Source organism: Polaribacter sp. Hel_I_88, assembly GCF_000687935.1.
Classification (GTDB): Bacteria; Bacteroidota; Bacteroidia; order Flavobacteriales; family Flavobacteriaceae; genus Polaribacter.
In genome coordinates, this window is record NZ_JHZZ01000001.1 from 3,412,892 (window position 1) to 3,431,169 (window position 18,278).

At 32.1% G+C, this 18,278-nt stretch carries 12 protein-coding genes; 4 read left to right on the forward strand and 8 right to left on the reverse strand.

What is annotated here, in order from left to right; translation table 11 throughout:
* Positions 1–40: 40 nt before the first annotated feature.
* Together P161_RS0115215 and P161_RS0115220 are read left to right on the forward strand one after the other, a co-directional pair.
* Positions 41–673 carry a nitroreductase family protein gene (locus tag P161_RS0115215; RefSeq protein WP_026777767.1) on the forward strand — a complete coding sequence of 211 codons (633 nt, stop codon included), beginning with the start codon at positions 41–43 and terminating at the stop codon, positions 671–673.
* Positions 674–712: 39 nt separating this feature from the next.
* Positions 713–1,873 (forward strand): iron-containing alcohol dehydrogenase, encoded by a 1,161-nt coding sequence (locus P161_RS0115220; RefSeq protein ID WP_026777768.1) that lies wholly within the window; start codon positions 713–715, stop codon positions 1,871–1,873.
* 168 nt (positions 1,874–2,041) lie between these two features.
* On the opposite strand, the gene P161_RS18755 is transcribed toward P161_RS0115220, so the two are convergent.
* Entirely contained in the window at positions 2,042–2,245 is a 204-nt protein-coding gene (locus P161_RS18755) for a hypothetical protein (protein WP_155810480.1), read from the reverse strand.
* 48 nt (positions 2,246–2,293) lie between these two features.
* On the opposite strand from P161_RS18755, the gene P161_RS0115230 reads away from it, so the two are divergent.
* On the forward strand, positions 2,294–2,752 hold the full coding sequence (locus P161_RS0115230; protein ID WP_026777769.1) for a hypothetical protein: 459 nt from the start codon (positions 2,294–2,296) through the stop codon (positions 2,750–2,752).
* Between the two features lie 458 nt (positions 2,753–3,210).
* Here P161_RS0115230 and P161_RS0115235 read toward each other — a convergent pair whose 3' ends face one another.
* From P161_RS0115235 to hsdR, 7 genes are all read right to left on the reverse strand, one after another.
* The gene (locus P161_RS0115235) at positions 3,211–3,489 is read right to left on the reverse strand and encodes a GIY-YIG nuclease family protein (protein WP_026777770.1); all 279 of its coding nucleotides are present in this window, start codon (positions 3,487–3,489) and stop codon (positions 3,211–3,213) included.
* 676 nt (positions 3,490–4,165) lie between these two features.
* Positions 4,166–6,697 (reverse strand): hypothetical protein, encoded by a 2,532-nt coding sequence (locus P161_RS0115240; RefSeq protein WP_026777771.1) that lies wholly within the window; start codon positions 6,695–6,697, stop codon positions 4,166–4,168.
* 375 nt (positions 6,698–7,072) lie between these two features.
* The gene (locus tag P161_RS0115250) at positions 7,073–8,380 is read right to left on the reverse strand and encodes a DNA-processing protein DprA (RefSeq protein WP_026777772.1); all 1,308 of its coding nucleotides are present in this window, start codon (positions 8,378–8,380) and stop codon (positions 7,073–7,075) included.
* A gap of 1 nt (position 8,381) precedes the next feature.
* Entirely contained in the window at positions 8,382–11,156 is a 2,775-nt protein-coding gene (locus P161_RS0115255; protein WP_231494753.1) for a RecQ family ATP-dependent DNA helicase, read from the reverse strand.
* A 115-nt stretch (positions 11,157–11,271) separates the two neighbouring features.
* Positions 11,272–12,996, reverse strand: coding sequence for a restriction endonuclease subunit S (locus P161_RS18760; protein ID WP_051605772.1), 1,725 nt, complete (start codon positions 12,994–12,996; stop codon positions 11,272–11,274).
* Positions 12,997–13,057: 61 nt separating this feature from the next.
* Positions 13,058–14,488: an N-6 DNA methylase gene (locus P161_RS0115265; protein WP_026777774.1), complete on the reverse strand. Its 1,431-nt coding sequence runs from the start codon at positions 14,486–14,488 to the stop codon at positions 13,058–13,060.
* Positions 14,488–16,857 (reverse strand): EcoAI/FtnUII family type I restriction enzme subunit R, encoded by a 2,370-nt coding sequence (gene hsdR / locus P161_RS0115270; RefSeq protein ID WP_026777775.1) that lies wholly within the window; start codon positions 16,855–16,857, stop codon positions 14,488–14,490. The genes P161_RS0115265 and hsdR overlap by 1 nt, the downstream gene beginning before the upstream one ends.
* Positions 16,858–17,607: 750 nt before the next feature.
* On the opposite strand from hsdR, the gene P161_RS19175 reads away from it, so the two are divergent.
* Positions 17,608–18,249 (forward strand): DUF6266 family protein, encoded by a 642-nt coding sequence (locus tag P161_RS19175; protein ID WP_051605773.1) that lies wholly within the window; start codon positions 17,608–17,610, stop codon positions 18,247–18,249.
* Positions 18,250–18,278: the final 29 nt, after the last annotated feature.

The following is an 18,278-nucleotide window of genomic DNA, read 5'->3' on the forward strand; positions in this document are numbered from 1 at the left end:
ACAAAATTAAAAAATAACAATACTTTATAAAAAGAATCATATGGAATTATTAGATAAATTAAATTGGCGCTATGCTGCCAAAGCCATGAATGGTGAAACAGTCCCTGAATATAAAATTGATCGTATTTTAGAAGCTGCACGTTTAGCACCCACGTCTAGTGGTTTGCAACCTTTTGAAATCATTGTGATTAAAAATCAAGCTATCAAAGAAGCCATCAAACCTGTTGCGTGGAATCAATCTGTGATTACTGACTGCTCTCACCTACTAGTTTTTGCTGCTTGGGATACCTATACAGCAGAGCGTATCAACCACATATTCGATTTAACCAACGAGATTCGTGGTTTTAAAAACGAAGGTTGGGAAAATTATCGTCAAATGTTATTGAACTCGTATCCGCAAAAAGATGCTGAAGAAAACTTTAACCACGCTGCAAAACAAGCCTACATTGCTTTTGCAAATGCCATTACTGCTGCTGCGTACGAAGAGGTAGATGCCACACCTTTAGAGGGTTTTGATGCTACTGAAGTTGATAAAATATTAGGATTGCGTGACAAAGGCTTACGAAGTGCTGTTTTATTGCCTATTGGGTACAGACAAGAGGACAAAGATTGGTTGGTAAACTTGGTAAAGGTTCGTAAACCTATAAAGGAGTTAGTAACCGTAATTGAATAACACAACCATTGTAAAATCAATGATAAAAAAAGAAACAAGATGAACAATTTTGAATTTAAGAACCCTACCAAGATTATATTTGGGAAGGATACCATTAAAAATATAGCCAACGAGATTCCTGAAAATGCTAAAGTTTTAGTGCTATATGGTGGAGGAAGTATCAAGAAAAATGGCATTTACGAGCAAGTAACAGCGGCATTAGCAAATGTCAATTTTATTGAGTTTGGAGGTATTCCTGCCAATCCTGAATATGCTATTTTACTAGAGGCATTGCAAGTTATTAAAAAAGAAAACATTACCTATTTATTAGCTGTGGGTGGGGGTTCTGTGATCGACGGAACTAAATTTTTATCGGCTGCTGCCCTATTTGAAGGCGATACTCCTTGGGATATTTTAGCCAAAAACATCCGTACAGAAAAAGGGATGCCTTTTGGAACGGTCTTAACCTTACCAGCTACAGGGTCTGAAATGAACTCAGGGGCTGTAATTACCAGAGAAGACACCAAAGAAAAACTAGCCATGGGTGGCCCAGGCTTGTTTCCTGTGTTTTCTATTTTAGATCCTCAAGTGATTAGCTCTATTCCTCAACGTCAATTGGCAAACGGATTGATGGATGCTTTTACCCATGTGTTAGAACAATACATGACCTATCCTATTGATGCTTTGTTACAAGATCGTTTTGCAGAAAGCATCTTGCAAACCATTATAGAGGTTGCACCTAAAGTGTTAAAAGATCCTACAGATTATAAAGCCGCTGCTAATTTTATGTGGAGTTGTACCATGGCTTTAAATGGCTTAATTCAAAAAGGTGTGCCTACAGATTGGGCAGTGCATGCTATGGGGCACGAACTAACAGCCTTATTTGGTATTGATCATGCACGTACGTTAGCCATCATTGCTCCAAGTCATTATGAATTTAATTTTGAGGCTAAAAAAGAAAAGTTAGCACAATATGGGGAACGTGTGTGGAACATTACAGAAGGCACTCTTGAAGAAAAAGCAAAAGCGGCTATCCAACAAACGGTTGCTTTTTTTCATGAAATAGGCATCGACACAAAATTATCGGACTATACAAAAGAGTATGAAGGTACAGCAGAAATCATAGCAAAACGCTTTACAGAGCGTGGTTGGGAAGGTTTAGGAGAGCATCAATCGTTGTCTCCAGACAAGGTTGCTGAAATTGTTAAAATGGCCTATTAGGTTAGCAGCCATTAGCCTACATAAAAAAAGGTTGTCTAAAAAGTAGATGTATTGTCAACTTGAATGTATTTCAGGTGCTTATAGTGTTCAATAATCATTATAGGAAACTGCTAAAATAAGTTCAGCATGACAAGTTTACGATGTTTTAGACAACCTCTTTTTTTTTTATCATACTGTTCTTTTCAAACAACGCCCCACTTCAAACCCCCAACCTCCCCACACCAAACTCCCAACTCCCCACTCCCCACTACCAACTCCTAACCCCAAACTCCCCACTTCCAGCTCCCAACTCCCAACTCCCAACTCCCAACTCCCCACTCCCAACTCCCAACCCCCAACTTCTAACCCCCACACCCCACTTCCAATAATCAAAAATATTCTTATATTTAGGGCACTTTTAGAATATGAAACACACAATGTATGGAGCTTAAGGAACTGAAACAAAGAAATACGGAACATGATAAACAATTGGTAATTGCCTATGAACAATTCAACAAGATGCTAACCGCTTTGCAAAAAGAAGACATCACCCAAGAAATTGTAATTTTTATCAATACGAAAGTGGAAGCCATCAATTCTATGAAAAATTCAGATAATGAATTGAAAAAAGAACTTAAAAAAGCACAAGGCTGTATTTTAAATAAGGTTGAAAAAGAGTTAAAACTAGTCCCAAAACATTATTATAGAAGTACTTGGTTGGCTTTGGGCATGGCTGCATTTGGCATTCCTTTGGGGCTTATTTTTGGCGTAAGCCTTGGCAATATGGGTTTTTTAGGCATTGGATTGCCTATTGGTATGGTCATTGGGTTGTCTGTAGGCACTGCTATGGATAAAAAAGCTTTTGAAGAAGGCAGGCAATTGGACTTGGAACTTAGATAAAAAGGTTTGCGTTTAGTGCTAACAAAGCTACATAAAAACAAGTCATTGCGAGGCTTTTTTTAGCCGAAGCAATCTGTTAGTTATTACTTTCTGCACTGGGTGTGCTTAACTGGGTGTGCTTACTGTTGTTTGCTAACTCTTGCGTGGGATTGCTTCGTACCTCGCAATGACGGGCGTTATTATTAATTCAATAATGTTTTTAACAAAACTACATAAACACAAGTCATTGCGAGGCTTTTTTCAGCCGAAGCAATCTGTTAGTTATTACTTTCTGCACTTGGTGTGCTTAACTGAGTGTGCTCACTGTTGTCTGCCTACTCATACGTGGGGTTGCTTCGTACCTCGCAATGACTACGAATTCTTTACTAATAAGGACTTGTTATTAACAAAAATAATTAACACAAGTCATTGCGAGGCTTTTTTAGCCGAAGCAATCTGTTAGTTAAAGCTCTCTGCTTTTATAATAAATTATCCCAATTAGGATTCATACTTTCTATCAATGCTATTTTCTTTGCTCTATTACCTGCTTTTAATTGTTTTTCTTTAGCAATAGCATCCCCAATCATTTGAAAAGCTTCAAAATATACTAATTTATTCAAATTGTATATAGCTGTAAAAGATTTCTTATTTGTTTTACTGCGATGTTGTTTTAATCTTTGTTCTAGATCTGATGTAACACCAATGTATAAGGTTGTGTTATTTTTATTGGTTAAAATGTATACAAAACCTGGTTTCATTTTTTTTTAGTTTTAAAGCGTCATTGCGAGGCTTTTTGTGCCGAAGCAATCTGTTAGTTATTACTTTCTGCACTTGGTGTGCTTAACTGAGTGTGCTCACTGTTGTGTGCATACTCGTGCGTGGGTTTGCCAAGTTTGCTTCGTATTCTCGCAACAGGCTACACCTCCTCGCAATGACGGACGTTATTATAAATTTAATAACGTTTCCTAACAAAACCCCATAAACACAAGTCATTGCGAGGCGTTTTTCAGCCGAAGCAATCTGTTAGTTATTACTTTCTGCTTAAAGTGTGCTTAACTGTGTTTTTTCACTCTTGTTTGCTTACTCTTGCGTGAGTTTGCTTCGTACCTCGCAATGACTACGAAGTCTTTACTAATAAGGACTTGTTATTAACAAAAATAATTAATACTCGTCATTGCGAGGCTTTTTCAGCCGTGGCAATCTGTTAGTTATTACTTTCTGCACTTGGTGTGCTTAACTGAGTGTGCTCACTGTTGTGTGCATACTTGTGCGTGGGTTTGCCACGTTTGCTTCGTATTCTCGCAACAGGCTACACCTCCTCGCAATGACGGACGTTATTATAAATTTAATAACGTTTCCTAACAAAACCCCATAAACACAAGTCATTGCGAGGCTTTTTTCAGCCGAAGCAATCTGTTAGTTAAAATATTCTGTTTATTGTTTTCCAGTTCCAATTGCAGAAATATACTCCCCAATAGGAATATCCATTGAAATACCTAAAAAGGCATTATTACCAAACTTTTGATTTTCAATAAAAGGAAAACCTATAGAAAAGTTTAAGTCTAAAGAATTATAAAACCTTAAACCTGTTGCAAAACCAATATGCGAAAAATCGAAGTTTTGATCTGTTGTAAGATTTGCTAACTTATATAATAACCCTGAACCATAAACTGTTGCGTACCATTGATTGATAAAAGGATTGGGCTGGTTTTTTAAATCATCTTTATTTATGATAGATGTTGCCATATTTTTGGTGTAATCACTATTTTTAAAGCTCTTAATTTTTAATTTATATCCAAGTTTTTCTGATGCAAAACCTATTGAACTTATATAATTAGTTACACCATCCGATTCATATTTATATTTTTTTAGCAAAACATTTTGACCTATGCCAATTGTAAAATAAATTGAGTGCCTACCATAATCATTTTCTCTATTATATTGTTCTACAAAAGTATTTAAAAAGGATAAAATATCTATTTCTATGATTTCCTCTTCACTATTAACAATGGTGTATTTTTCAATGCCATTTAAAAGTTTTTCATAAATTCTTCGGAATTTTTGTAAATTATCATCTTTGCTATCCATTGTACTTACAATAAAATTATGCGATTGATCAAGTAGCTGAAGTATAAATGAAAAAGTATTAGCTTTATCTAACCGATCTATATTAGAGATAAATTCAAAAAATGATATAATATCTTGATTAAGTTCTAAATGATTTAATTCTTTTGGTGTTAAATAATATTTCATCAAAGGAATTATCCCGTCTGTAGCTTTAATTATTTTATCTATAATTGCATCATTTGCACTATCTGTAACAAATAGTTTTGCTTTAATAAGTTGGGGTAAAACATCTTCTTCAAAATACAAAACATCATCTATTTTTAATTCATCCTTTTCAGATAATTTTTTTGTTTTTATATATAAATCAGCAAAAAAATCTACATTGTTTTTTAAAAATAAGGAATCATTTTTATTAAAGTTTTCAGAAATAATTTCTTTAGACACATTACCCATAATTTGTTTTAAAAAACTTAAATCTTTAATAGCTAGTTCTTTTAATTCTTCTTGGTATACATTAAATACATTCTTAAAGGTATTAAGAGCTGAAATATCTATTTTATTTAATTTTCTAGTAAAACTTTTAAGTTTAAATTCATTAATTTTATTTGTAACATTTTCATTATACCATACAACAGTATCATAGGTTATAGAATCTTGTTTTCTGATCTCTTGAAGTTGACTTGTAATTGAAGTATAATATTTTTTTAAATCAGCATTAAAGGTAAAATCTTCTTCATATAAATTTTTAAACACGCCCACTTGTGCTTTTAATGATGACAAAATATTTTTGTTTTGAATGGTATCAGTAGTTTTTTTGTTAATTTCTTTAATTAAATAATATATTGTGTCTATCTTAATTTTTAGGTCTGGTAAATAATCGTGATAATTTTCAACTATTTTTTTTGTGCTCTCTAAATTTGTTCTTAAATAATCTTGATGATTACCCGTATAATTTTCAAATTTTTCAATGGGAGATATGCTTTCATTTAAAACATTATTTACCTCATTAAATTTTTCATTATATAATTTTATTTGACTAAGCACTTGACTAATTTTTACTGAAACTTCTACAGCATTTATAAATTTTGAATCTTTATTATGTTTTGCTAATTGTTCAAATAAATTATCTTGATTGTTTAAAACTGTTTTAGACTCGTTTAAATACAAGTCTTTTATGTTTTTTAATTTTGTGTAATCTTTATTTTTTAAAATATTTTTTACATATTTATAACTATTTAAATATGAGGTTACTACGTTATCTATAGATTGTTTTAAATCAATTAATACAATACTATCACTTTTTTTAACCTTAGCATTTTTAATAGATTCAAAATTATCTTCGTAGAACTTAGAAGCCTTAAAGTCTATTTTAGAGTCAAAATCAAAAAAACCTCTACTTTTTAAAAGTTTGTTATTACTTAAGGAAGTGCCAATAATATCAATTAAAAATTGTTTTTTTAATTTTTTGGATATTTCTGGTTTTATGGAATCATAATATTTTGTAATAGTAGCATCTTTTTTTTCCTTATAATATATTTGCTCATAAATATTAGCAAACCCAATAATTAATGAATAGTTGGTAGATAGTTCTAAAAGTTCTTTTTCAATAATATTTTGATTTTTTTCATCAATTAAAGTAGTAATGCTATTTTGTAAAAAAAGCTTTGTAGTGTAATGGTAATTAGGAAGTTTTTTAAATACAAATCGTTTTAAACCTTCTCTTTTTAATTCATTTTGTTTGCGAACTAAAACTTTTCTTAAAGCATCAACATCAATAGTTCCTTTGCCAAAGGTTAATGATTCTAAGCCTACAGATAATGATGGATCTTGACTTTCTTGTGCAGCGAGTTGTACATTAAAAAAAAGAATGATAATTAAAGTTAGTTGAAATGATTTCATAATAGTTTTTTTAATAAATATAGTTAGTTGATTTATAAGTGTTTATAAAAATACTAATAAAATTATTAAAAAGCCCTACCTACAAATAGGTATATTTTAGAAAATCAATACTTTAAGTTTTTTTAAAGACAAGAAAGCCATATATGTGGCTAAGAACAAATGTAAAAACTAATACCAATAACTATAATTATGTCAAATAAGTAAATTTGTTAAAGAAATACCTGTAAAATGTACCATGTCACGCTTAACTACTTCTTGCATTTTATTTCTAGGAAACAAAATAGCTTTTACCAATCTATTAATTATTTTTTCTTTAAAAATATTGGTTGGTGAACCATCAGATATAAATATTTGTATGGTTTGTGGACGTATTTTTTATGTTTTTTTATTCAATTCCAGATCTGTATTAATTAAATACCTAACAGGTCTTATTTTTTTAATTAAAAAATCTTTTTCAACTCCTAGTTTTAACCATTCGTCTATTTGCTTTGATGTTAGTCCAAAATGAGTAACTATTTTCTCCTTATTTATTTCATTTTCTTTAAAAGAAATACATAGTTTATGAATAAAAATTTCGAAAAGTGTTGATTCATAAAAATTGATATCAATTTGCTTTAGCTCTTGTTTTGAATCTGTTTTTTGTTGATCTTTATTTGATAAGGTTTTCTTAAAATCAATTCCTTTATCAAGCTGATCTTGATTATCATTTGATTCATTAAATAAATTACCCTGTTTCACCTCAATTGGGGTTTTAAATGACTTTACAACTAAGTCCTCTACGTTTATCTTTAAATCATCAGGAAGCCACTGTGAACCCAACTTAACCACGGCCTCATTCCCTTTATTTTGTTTTTTATCTTGTGAATTAACAACCCACAATTGTACCCATTTATTTTTAATATTTTCTTTTGCTCCTTCCCAAGTTCCTCCTTTTGTTTCTGCCTTAATAACTATTGTAGCATTAGAGGTACAATAAATTAATTTGTTTCTACCCATTGCATTACCAACATTGAAGCCAGCCTCTGGATTATAAGGAGAAATTAATACAAGTCTATTATCAACAATACTTTCTCTATATATTTTGGATGAAGATTTTTTTAATAAGCTATCCGCAAGTATTCCTAAAGCATAACCTTTTAAAGACAAAGCACCAACCATAGAGTGCTCATCTACACCTCTTGCACCTCCAGAAATCACACCACAATTTTGATTTACAATTTGCTTAACAATATATTTAGTATTATCTATATCTTGAATTGATAAATTTCTAGAACCAACAATTCCTATATAATTTTTATTTAAAAGCTCTTTATTACCAACCCCAAAAAGAATTGGTGGGACACGATCTTTTAAATTGTTCTTTAAACTTTCAGGATATTCTTTATCCCCTCTATTAATTACCCAAATACCTGCCTTAGACCATTTTTCTAATTTAATAGCTAATGCCATTTTACGATCTAGCAATGCTATAATCCTATTTTTGTCAATAGATTTATCTTCCCAGTTCTTCAAAAGATTGTTTAAATCAATTGTTAATAGGTTTTCTGGTTTTAATTTATTTTCCTGCAACCAACGCACAAACCTATTCCATTCCAATAAAGCTAATGGCTTATTCTTTTTATCTAAATCTTTTGAAAAATAAGATGTAAGTAGTAATATGGCTTTTGTTCTTTCTGAAATCATTCTATTCGCTTACTGATGTTGATGTTAAGGCAATAGGAATTACAATTCCTGAGCCAGCCTTTCTTAATAATGTTGCTGCTATGGTAAAAGTCCATCTAGAATCTACAGCATCATCAAACAAAAATACAGGTTTATTTGGAACATTACCATCTATTTGAAAAACACCATCTAAATTTTTACATTGATGATAACTATTCTCTTGCTCTTTTTGTGGACTTGTATCCTTTGCTTTTATTATTAAAGGAATAAAAGGAATTCCTAATTTTGCCGCTAATCTTTTAGCAAAATTTGGAACTAATAAAGGAGCTCTTAAAGATGGTATACAAGTTAACCATTCTGGTAAAGGATCAGGACGCCATCTTTTAATAATCATATCACACATTGCATCTACCAATTCATCTCTAAAATGACCTTGATGCTTATCATCTGCAACCATTTTACCCCAACCTGCATCACCCCACCTAGATAACACTTTTCCTTTTTCCGCTTGTAAATTTTTAGGTAAATTGCCTCTCCATTGATATTTTGGCAATGCATTTCTTGCTATTTGTTTTCTAGGTTCAATATCAAACTCAGAATGTTTTAAATATATAGAAGCTTTTAACACGTTACTTTGAGAGGCTGTATTTGGTAAAATATTTTCATTTAAACAATTTGCACAATGACCACAAGGTTTGACATTCTCATCATCTAATACATTTTGCAAAAATAGCATTAAACAATCTTTTGATAGTATATAGTTTTGCACAATTTGCCACTCTAATAACCGTTGATTTGTTAATCTTGCAACCTTATCAGTATCCATGGAATAGTTAATGGCAGTTCTTTGCCATTGGGTACCAATTTTAACAATTGGTGAAGGAACCTCAACACTCAAGTATTTTATTGTTTTGGTAATCTGGCTATATTTTACATTTAAAAGTTCTTGTAATTTAGGTATAGACAAACCTTCGTGATCCTCAATAACTTCTAAAATTTTCTCTACTGTTTCTTCTGGAGGAAATGCTCCTTCTCTAAAATAGCGATGTACATCCGCATCTTCTTGTCCTGATAATAAAATACCGTAAGCACTTTTTATTGCACGACCTGCACGACCAACTTGCTGGTAATAACCGATAATAGATCCTGGAGCCTGAAAGTGAATCACAAAATTTAAATCGGGTTTATCATATCCCATTCCTAAAGCAGTAGAAGCAACTAAAACTTTAATATCATTATTATACAAAGAATCCTCTAAAAACTCCCTATATTCAGTTGAGCTATCAAAATTATCATGTTTAATATCTGAATAATAAGCAGCAGCATCAATATTGCAATCATTTAGCCATTGTGTAACAGTTCTAGCATCACGTTTTGTTAAAACATATACAATACCACTACCTGCCATATTAGGAATATTCTCTTTTAACCAAGCTAAACGTGATGCCTGGTCTTGCAACTTAATATTCTGTAGTTTTAAACTTGCTCTTGTTAATCCGCCTCTAATTGTTTTAATTCCTCCTAACTGTTCTTCAATATCATTTACTACTCTATCATTAGCTGTTGCTGTTGTTGCTAAAATTGGCATACCACTAGGCATCGCTTTTAAAATACCTACAATACGTCTATAGTCTGGTCTAAAATCATGACCCCAATCTGAAATACAATGTGCTTCATCTACAACAAACAAACCAATTTTATCTGCAATTGGAAACAGAATTTCATCCATAAATCGATCATTAGCTAAACGTTCTGGTGAAATTAATAGAGTATCTATATTATTTTTTAAAACTTCATTTTGAATAGCTTTCCAATCATCAAAATTTGTTGAATTTATAGAAACGGCTTTAAGACCTAAACGTTCTGCTGCTTCAATTTGGTTACGCATTAAGGCTAATAATGGTGAAATAATTATAGTTGGTCCTCTACCTTGTTCTCTTAATATTTTGCTACTTATAAAATAAACTAAACTTTTACCCCAACCTGTTCGTTGAATAACTAACAATTTTTCTTTATTTATAGTAAGTTTTTCAATGGCTTCCCATTGACCTTCTCTAAATGTTGCAGTAGGCATATTTATTGACCTACGTAACATATTCAATGCTCTTTCTTTACTCATAGAAGTCTTTTTTGTAATAATCCTTTTTTTTGGTTTTTTTACTTTTTTTGAAACATCTTTTTGAACTGCTTTTTTTAAAGGCTTGGAGATATTTTTGTTCTCTTTATTTAATTGAACTATTTCTTTTTTTTCATTTATCTTAATTGGTTTTTTTAATCTTTCTAAATTACTTGAAAACTTTTCTGCTTCTAATTCTCTTAATTTTAATTTTTGCTCTTGCTGTTCAAAATATGATAATTTTGCACCTTGCTTTTCGCACTTTTTCTCTGTAGTGGTTTTTATATTCTTTAAACTATTTCTTTCTTCTTCTTTAATTAATCTTTCTCTTTCAAGTTTTCTTCTTTTTAAGTTTTTTTCTTTTTGTTGTATTTTTCTTAATTTTAATTCTTCTATTCTTTTCTTTTTTAACGAGTAATCTAATGCTGCTTTACTTTTTGAAAGCTCTTTTTCCTTTTCGTTTTTAGCCCTCCATTCTTGTAAATCTGCAACATTCTTCTCTTCTTTAGTTGGTTTCCTCAACTGAACATAATTTTCCTCTTTGGCTCTCTTTTTATCAATATTTTCTAATTCTTTATGAATTATTTCTTTTTGATTTTCTAATGAGTCAACACTTTTATTTTTTTTATCATCTTTTAGATTCTTTAATTTTTTTAGGATGTTAAATATATTTAGATTCATTATTTCGAGAATTAGCTTTAAGATAAACAAACAAATGTTTGAAATAGAGACTTTTATAAATATCTTGTTATTATAACCTTGCTATTTTTTTAAATGTTGTTATCAACTACATTTTTTAGATTACCCCCTCAAAAACCTCCCGCAAAACACTCTGCATCATCATCTCACTATGCTCTTGGCTTTGTTCTACTTCTTGGGCTAAAGCATCACATAAACACATTAAAGCATTTACTTTTTCTACAATGGTTTTTTGTTCTTCTAGTGGTGGAAGTGAAATCAATAAGTCAGTGATATCTCCCATCTTCATATTAGGTTGTTGACTTTTTCCATCAAATTTTGATTTATAATAATTTAACACCTTGGGTGATTGTATAAATGAAAATATATAAGGATGATAAATTTCTTTTGTCATTGACCTAATTGATGCAACACGTTGATTTAATAAAGAGTTATTATAAGCGGAAGGACAAATAGATATTTTCAAGCCATCTTTAATATATGGTCTTGTTAAAGCTAATATTAAATCTCCTTTTTTAATTAAATAATTAGGATGTAATTCATTAAAACCATCAGGTAAATAGTCATCAGTTTCGACAAAATTACGCACACCTGCATTTGTGATTTTAATACATTTTACTCCTCCTTTTTTATTAAAATCTCCACTTTTAAAACTAGCTCCAGCAATTATATCTGTAACAGTACCTAACCTACACCAAACCCAACCTTCAGGCAACTCATAAGGAATTTCATCTTTGGTAATTGGTGGTAAGGCTTTTTCCTTTTTTATTTTTTTGTCTGCAATAAGTTGTGCTTTCTCTTCTTGTATGCGCTTTAAGAGTTGGCTGGCATCTTCGGTATTAGGATTATTTGCTCGCCAATCTGCTGTGAGTTTTCCTTGTACTGCTAATTGTAAAACGGTTTCTCTTAATTTTTTAATGTTGGTGGTTTCATTAAAGAAACTTTTAAAATGGTCTTGTAAAAAAGTCCATTCTTGGTTTGCCTTATTGGCAGTGAGTTGGTGTAATGCAGACGTTACAAAATCTTCTTTTAAACCAATACGCTCAACCGTTAATTGCTCTAATTGTGCTACTTCTTTAAAAAGGGTTTCTACTACTTTTACGATTTCTTTTTGTTCTTCTAGTGGTGGAAGACCAAAAACTTGAGTTCTTATTTTGACTCTAGATATATTTGGTTGTGCTCCACCTTCACCTTGATTGATAAAAGTATCTTTTAAACCTTTTAAAAGTAGATGCAAAAATAAACTAGTAATACAACTAAAAGGAGTACAAGCACAAACTGCCTGATTTGTTGTTCCTTTTACTTTTAATATTCCAGTTTTTCCAATAGTTGCTCCATACATAGCAATTAATACATCTCCAGGATTATTTAACCTAACAGATGTCTTTTCGAGAGCGAGTTCAGTAATTTTTTCCTTTGACTCATAATCCATAACTGAATTATTAAGTTCTCCTGATTTAAACCAATTTATTTTTCCTCCATAAAATGATGAATTTGAACGTAAAGGGGTAGAACCAGCACCCCAATCACCAATTTCACCAAGTCTTACAGTTTCCCAATTATTAGGAAGGTTTGTAATTAATTCTTCCTTTTTAACTTTTGAAAGAAGTTTTTCTTTCTTAATTTTCTTCTCTTTAATTAAATTTTCTTTTTCAATTTTTATTTTCTTCAATAATTCAAAGGCAGGTTCAATATCCTTATTTTCTTCTCGCCAATTCGCAGTCAATTTCCCTTGTATTGCCAATTGTAAAATCAATCCTTTTAATTCTTTGGCATTTTTAGGACGAATGGTTAATTCTTTAAAGTGTTTTAGTAATTGCATAGTATGTGATTGCCTTTATGAGATGTCTCGACTGCGCTCGACATGACAATTAGAACTTTGATTATTTTAAAGCTTCGGTTAATACATTGATTATTTCGTCTTGTATGCTAGAAATTTTTTGTTCCGTAATTCTAAATTTTTCTAAAATTACTTCTGGGTTTTCTAACGTATCAGCTTCTTGGTGTGGGTTTTTAATATCAAGGTTGTAATTACGTTTTTTAATATCTTCAATAGATACTTTCCAAGCGTATGCGTTCTCTTCCCTATTATTCCACCATTTTTTTTCTACATCAAACTCTTTAATATGAATCGGTTTGGTTTTGTTGTAGCTTTTTGCTCCTTTTGGGTATTGGTGTTCGTAATACCAAACTTCTTTGGTTGGTGTGCCTTTTTCAAAAAATAACAAGTTGGTTTTAATACCTGTGTATGGATTAAATACACCATTTGGTAAACGTACAATGGTATGTAGGTTACATTTGTCTAACAACTCTTCTTTTAGCCGTGTTTTCATGCCTTCGCCAAACAAGGTACCATCTGGTAATACAATAGCACAACGACCGTTATTTTTTAAGAGCTTCATAATTAAAGCTAAAAATAAATCGGCGGTTTCTTTGGTTCTGAATTTTTTAGGAAAATTGGTTTCTGTACCATCTTCTTCTACACCACCAAAAGGCGGATTAGACAAAATAATATCTAACTTGTCTTTGGCGCCCCAATCTGCATAGGGTTTGCTTAGTAAATTGTCTCTGCGAACTGCTGGCAAATCGAAACCGTGCAACATTAAATTGGTCGTACACAGCAAATGTGGCAATGGTTTTTTCTCGATACCTCTTATAGATTTTTGTAATATTTCTCTGTCTTTATGATCTTTTACTTGGTTTCGCATAAAATCGATACTACAGGTTAAAAAGCCTCCGGTACCCGATGCAGGATCTAAAATACTTTCGCCCAATTGTGGGTTGATCATATCTACCATAAACTGTGTTACGGCTCTTGGTGTGTAATATTCACCAGATGAACCTGCAGATTGTAAATCTTTTAAAATAGTTTCGTAAATATCATTAAACACATGACTTTCTTTTGAGTTGTTAAAGTCAATCTCGTTAATCACGTTAATTACTTGACGAAACAAAGTTCCGTTTTTCATGAAATTATACGTATCATCAAAAACAGAACGTATTATTTTAGCTTGCGGACTTATGGTAATGTCTAATTCTTTTAAGGCAGGAAAAAGCTCGTTTTCTATAAACTCCATTAAAGCATCGCCTGTTAAACCCTCATCGTCAGCTGCCCAATTTTGCCATTTTAAGTGTTCTGGAATTGGCGATTGATAATCGTCTATGGTAATTTCCCATTCTTCTTCTTTATCCGCAAATATTTTCATAAACAGCATCCACACCATTTGTGAGATCCGTTGTGCATCTCCATCTACACCTGTGTCTTTGCGCATAATATCGCGTATACTTTTTATGTTGGTTGTTATGTTACTCATTAAGCTATATTGTATATTTCGTTTTCTAAATCTTTTATGGCTTGGTCAAAATCTTTCTTTTTACCAAAGGCTCTTACCAATTCAACAGGCGTTCCCATTTCTGTAAGCGGTTTTACTTTTAGTATTGCTCCTTGTTCTATAGAGGCAATGCCTTCTTTTTCGTATTTATCTAGCAGACTATAAAGTACTCTTTGTGCAGTAGCACTATACTTTGCAAAGTAATTACGTTTTCGCACATTGTTTGCTCTTTCTTGTCTTGTTAATGGTGGTTGGTCATAAGCAATATGGCAAATTAAGTCGAATGCATCTAAATCTTGTCCAACTTCTTCACGCAAGGCTTCTAGCAATACTCCATGTTCTGCCAACTCTTGTATGAGTTCTTCTTTCTTTTCAGAAGTATTCCATTTTTGGATAAAATCATCTAAGGAAGCAAACTCTTTTTCAATATTTTTTTTGGAATATTCTTTTAAAGACTCTGTGATTAATTTGCCATCTTTTCCATAATATTGAACACGTTCATTAACTACGGTAACAGGAATTTGATTTACATAATACTTTCTAACAGTTTCTTCATCTTCATCAATATCAATATTGGGTTGCGTTGGTCTAAAGCCTCCTAAACTTTTAGCTGACAAATCCTCTTGTTGGTCTTCAATTTCTTCGTCTGGCGGAATTACAGATTCCTCAATAGTCGGTTCGTAAATCTGAACAGGGTCTCCATCAAAATCAGGTCTTGCAAAAATATTAGTGGCTTTTCTAAAGTCCATAATCGTAAAAAACACTTTTCCTTCTGCTTCTCTAATACGTGTTCCTCTACCAATAATTTGTTTGAACTCGGTAACTGAATTGATATTTGATTCCAATACAATCAATTTTACCATTTTGGTATCAATACCTGTGGTTAGCATTTTTGATGTTGTGGCAATAACAGGAAATCGTTCTTCTACATCCGTAAAATTATCAAGTTCTTGTTTGCCTACTTCATCATCGCCAGTAATTTTAACACAGTAATTCCAGTGATTTGCAACAAGATCTGCATTTTCATTAATTAATGCTTGTCGCATTCTATTGGCATGATCTATATCTACACAAAACACAATGGTTTTTGCATAACGATCTGTAGCTTTTAAATATTCGGTAATTTTTTTAGCGATTAATGCAGTACGTTCATCAATTGCTAAAGTTTTATCGTAATCTTTTAAATTGTAAATTCTATCTTCAACCTCATTTCCATATTTATCTACCAAACCTGCTGTTGGTCGCCAACCTTCATCTACATTTGTGGAAATTCGGACTACTTTATACGGAGCTAAAAAACCATCGTCAATTCCTTGTTTTAAAGAATACGTATACACAGGATCTCCAAAGTATTCCATATTAGAAACATCTTTTGTTTCCTTTGGTGTTGCTGTTAAGCCAATTTGGGTTGCAGTCGTAAAATAATCCAAAACTGCCCTCCATGCAGAAGCCTCTGATGCAGAACCTCTATGGCATTCATCAATAACAATTAAATCAAAAAAATCTGGACTAAACTCTTTATAGGCATTTTTATCTTCGTCTGTAGACGTTAATCCCTGATACAAGGCAAAATATATTTGATATGATTTATCAATCTTTCGGTTTTTAATGATATGCATAATATCATTACCAAAAGGAGAGAAATCGCCGTTTTTAGTTTGCGTTAATAATGCATTTCTATCAGCTAAAAATAAAATACGTTTTTTAATACCTGTTTTCCATAAGCGCCAAATAATATTAAAAGCGGTATAGGTTTTTCCTGTACCTGTTGCCATGACCAAGATAATTTTGTCTTGTCCTTTAGCGACTGCTTCTACAGTTCTGTTTACAGCATTTTGTTGATAGTATCTTGGTGTCATTCCACTATCATCCGCGTAATACTCTTTTTCTACAATCTCTTGTGCTTCTGGCGTTTCAATTTGAGTATACTTTAAATATTTTTTCCACAAGGTTTCAGGTGATGGAAAATGATTTAAAGAAAGTTCTTTTTCTAATTCGTTTGATGTAGTTGTTTTATCATGAAACACAAAAGAATCTCCATTGGAAGTAAATACAAATGGAATTTGAAGAATCTCAGAATATTCTAAGGCTTGTTGCATACCATGTCCAACAGGCTTTTTATTGTCTTTAGCTTCAATAATGGCAATAGGAATGTTGGATTTGTAATACAAAATATAATCTGCTCTTTTACTTTTACCTCTAGTGTACATTTTACCTTGTACAATGATTCTACCATCCGTAAAAGAAACTTCTTCTCTTACTTGAGTTCTCATATTCCAACCTGCTTTTTGTAAGGCAGGGTTTATAAATTTGGTGCAAATATCTCTTTCAGAAAGGTTTTTCTTATTCATAACAATATGATTGGTGGTAATTTTTCTTTTTCAACCTTAAAAGTAAGTATTTTTAATAAATACTAAAGAAAAATAACAAGCAAATGCATTATTAAGATACACGATTACCTTTTTTTATGATATTCACAAAAGCAAAAGAAGTGTTTTGTATGCTATAATTATTTTAATGGATTATCATAAATAGCTGGTTGTGAGACCTATCTTCTGTTGAAATGTCAAAACTGGGTGGCTGCATTAGAATTACACTACTGGCTCTTTTAATAAAAACTTTGTATATATTGTGTGTGAGATTTCTCCTTTGTCGAAATGACAAAATTGGGTGGAAATATTGGAATGACACAACTGGTTGGTAGCATTAACATGGCACAACTGAAAGTTCTATATGTACTATCTACCTAAAAATTTCTACAAAAATCAATCCTACTTCCCTCCTAATGCGCTCCTAGTCTCCTCCGAGTTTTCTCCCAAAAACGTCCATTTTTTAAAAATACACCCCTAGCCCACTCGAAGAAAACCCGAATAAGACTCGAAGAAAACAACCCAAAATGTTCGTTTTTGTGTCATTGTGTGTCAAGGTGTGCCAAGGTGTTTCAGGATGTTTCATCTTGTGTCATGCTGTGTCAGGCTGTGTCAAACTGTGTCAATTCGTTTCAGAAGGTTTCAATACGTGTCAACCTGTGTCAAGTGTTTGTTTGTTAGATTTTTAGCACTTAGCTTTGACCATTATAAACCATTAAAAACATATACATTATGGCAACATTTGAAAAAGGCATACTTGGCGGATTTTCTGGCAAAGTAGGCAACGTAGTAGGCTCTCGATGGAGAGGTAAAAATGTAATGCGTAGTTTACCTCAGCGTGGTAACTACACACCTTCTGACAAACAAGAAGAGCAGCGCGAAAAATTTAAAACCGTAATTGGTTTTTTAAGTCCGCTGACAGACATTTTAAATCTCTATTTTGGGAAAACACAGGGCGATAAATCGCGTTATAATTTGGCAACTTCTTATCATTTAAAAAATGCGGTTGAAAGTACACCTTTGGGCATGGCCATGGAATATGCCAAAGTATTGATTAGTAAAGGCGATTTACGAGGTATTGATGGCGGTACTGTTGCTGCAGCTGCAGCGCAAGTCCTTAATTTTACGTGGCAAGACAATAGTGGCCAAGGAAAAGCAACTGCCACAGATATGTTTATGGTAGTGGTATATGCACCCGATTTAGGGATGTATTACACCAATGTAGCCGTAGCTACCAGAGATGCTTCCTCAGCAAGTGTTACTTTGCCCAATTATATGGCAAGTTTTGAAGTAGAGGTTTGGGCTTCTTTTAGCAAGCCTTCAACCAATTATGCAGCAAATAGTACCTATTTAGGTGCGGTTACTGTATTGTAATAGTAGGCGTTTTTACAACGCATGCTATC

What these genes read in the sequence shown, in the direction of transcription:
- P161_RS0115265 (WP_026777774.1), bottom strand. Translation starts at nt 14,488, where the DNA reads ATGAGTAACATAACAACCAACATAAAAAGTATACGCGATATTATGCGC.
- P161_RS0115235 (WP_026777770.1), bottom strand. Translation starts at nt 3,489, where the DNA reads ATGAAACCAGGTTTTGTATACATTTTAACCAATAAAAATAACACAACC.
- P161_RS0115230 (WP_026777769.1), top strand. Translation starts at nt 2,294, where the DNA reads ATGGAGCTTAAGGAACTGAAACAAAGAAATACGGAACATGATAAACAA.
- P161_RS19175 (WP_051605773.1), top strand. Translation starts at nt 17,608, where the DNA reads ATGGCAACATTTGAAAAAGGCATACTTGGCGGATTTTCTGGCAAAGTA.
- P161_RS0115220 (WP_026777768.1), top strand. Translation starts at nt 713, where the DNA reads ATGAACAATTTTGAATTTAAGAACCCTACCAAGATTATATTTGGGAAG.
- P161_RS18760 (WP_051605772.1), bottom strand. Translation starts at nt 12,996, where the DNA reads ATGCAATTACTAAAACACTTTAAAGAATTAACCATTCGTCCTAAAAAT.
- P161_RS0115215 (WP_026777767.1), top strand. Translation starts at nt 41, where the DNA reads ATGGAATTATTAGATAAATTAAATTGGCGCTATGCTGCCAAAGCCATG.
- P161_RS0115255 (WP_231494753.1), bottom strand. Translation starts at nt 11,156, where the DNA reads ATGAATCTAAATATATTTAACATCCTAAAAAAATTAAAGAATCTAAAA.
- P161_RS0115250 (WP_026777772.1), bottom strand. Translation starts at nt 8,380, where the DNA reads ATGATTTCAGAAAGAACAAAAGCCATATTACTACTTACATCTTATTTT.
- hsdR (WP_026777775.1), bottom strand. Translation starts at nt 16,857, where the DNA reads ATGAATAAGAAAAACCTTTCTGAAAGAGATATTTGCACCAAATTTATA.
- P161_RS0115240 (WP_026777771.1), bottom strand. Translation starts at nt 6,697, where the DNA reads ATGAAATCATTTCAACTAACTTTAATTATCATTCTTTTTTTTAATGTA.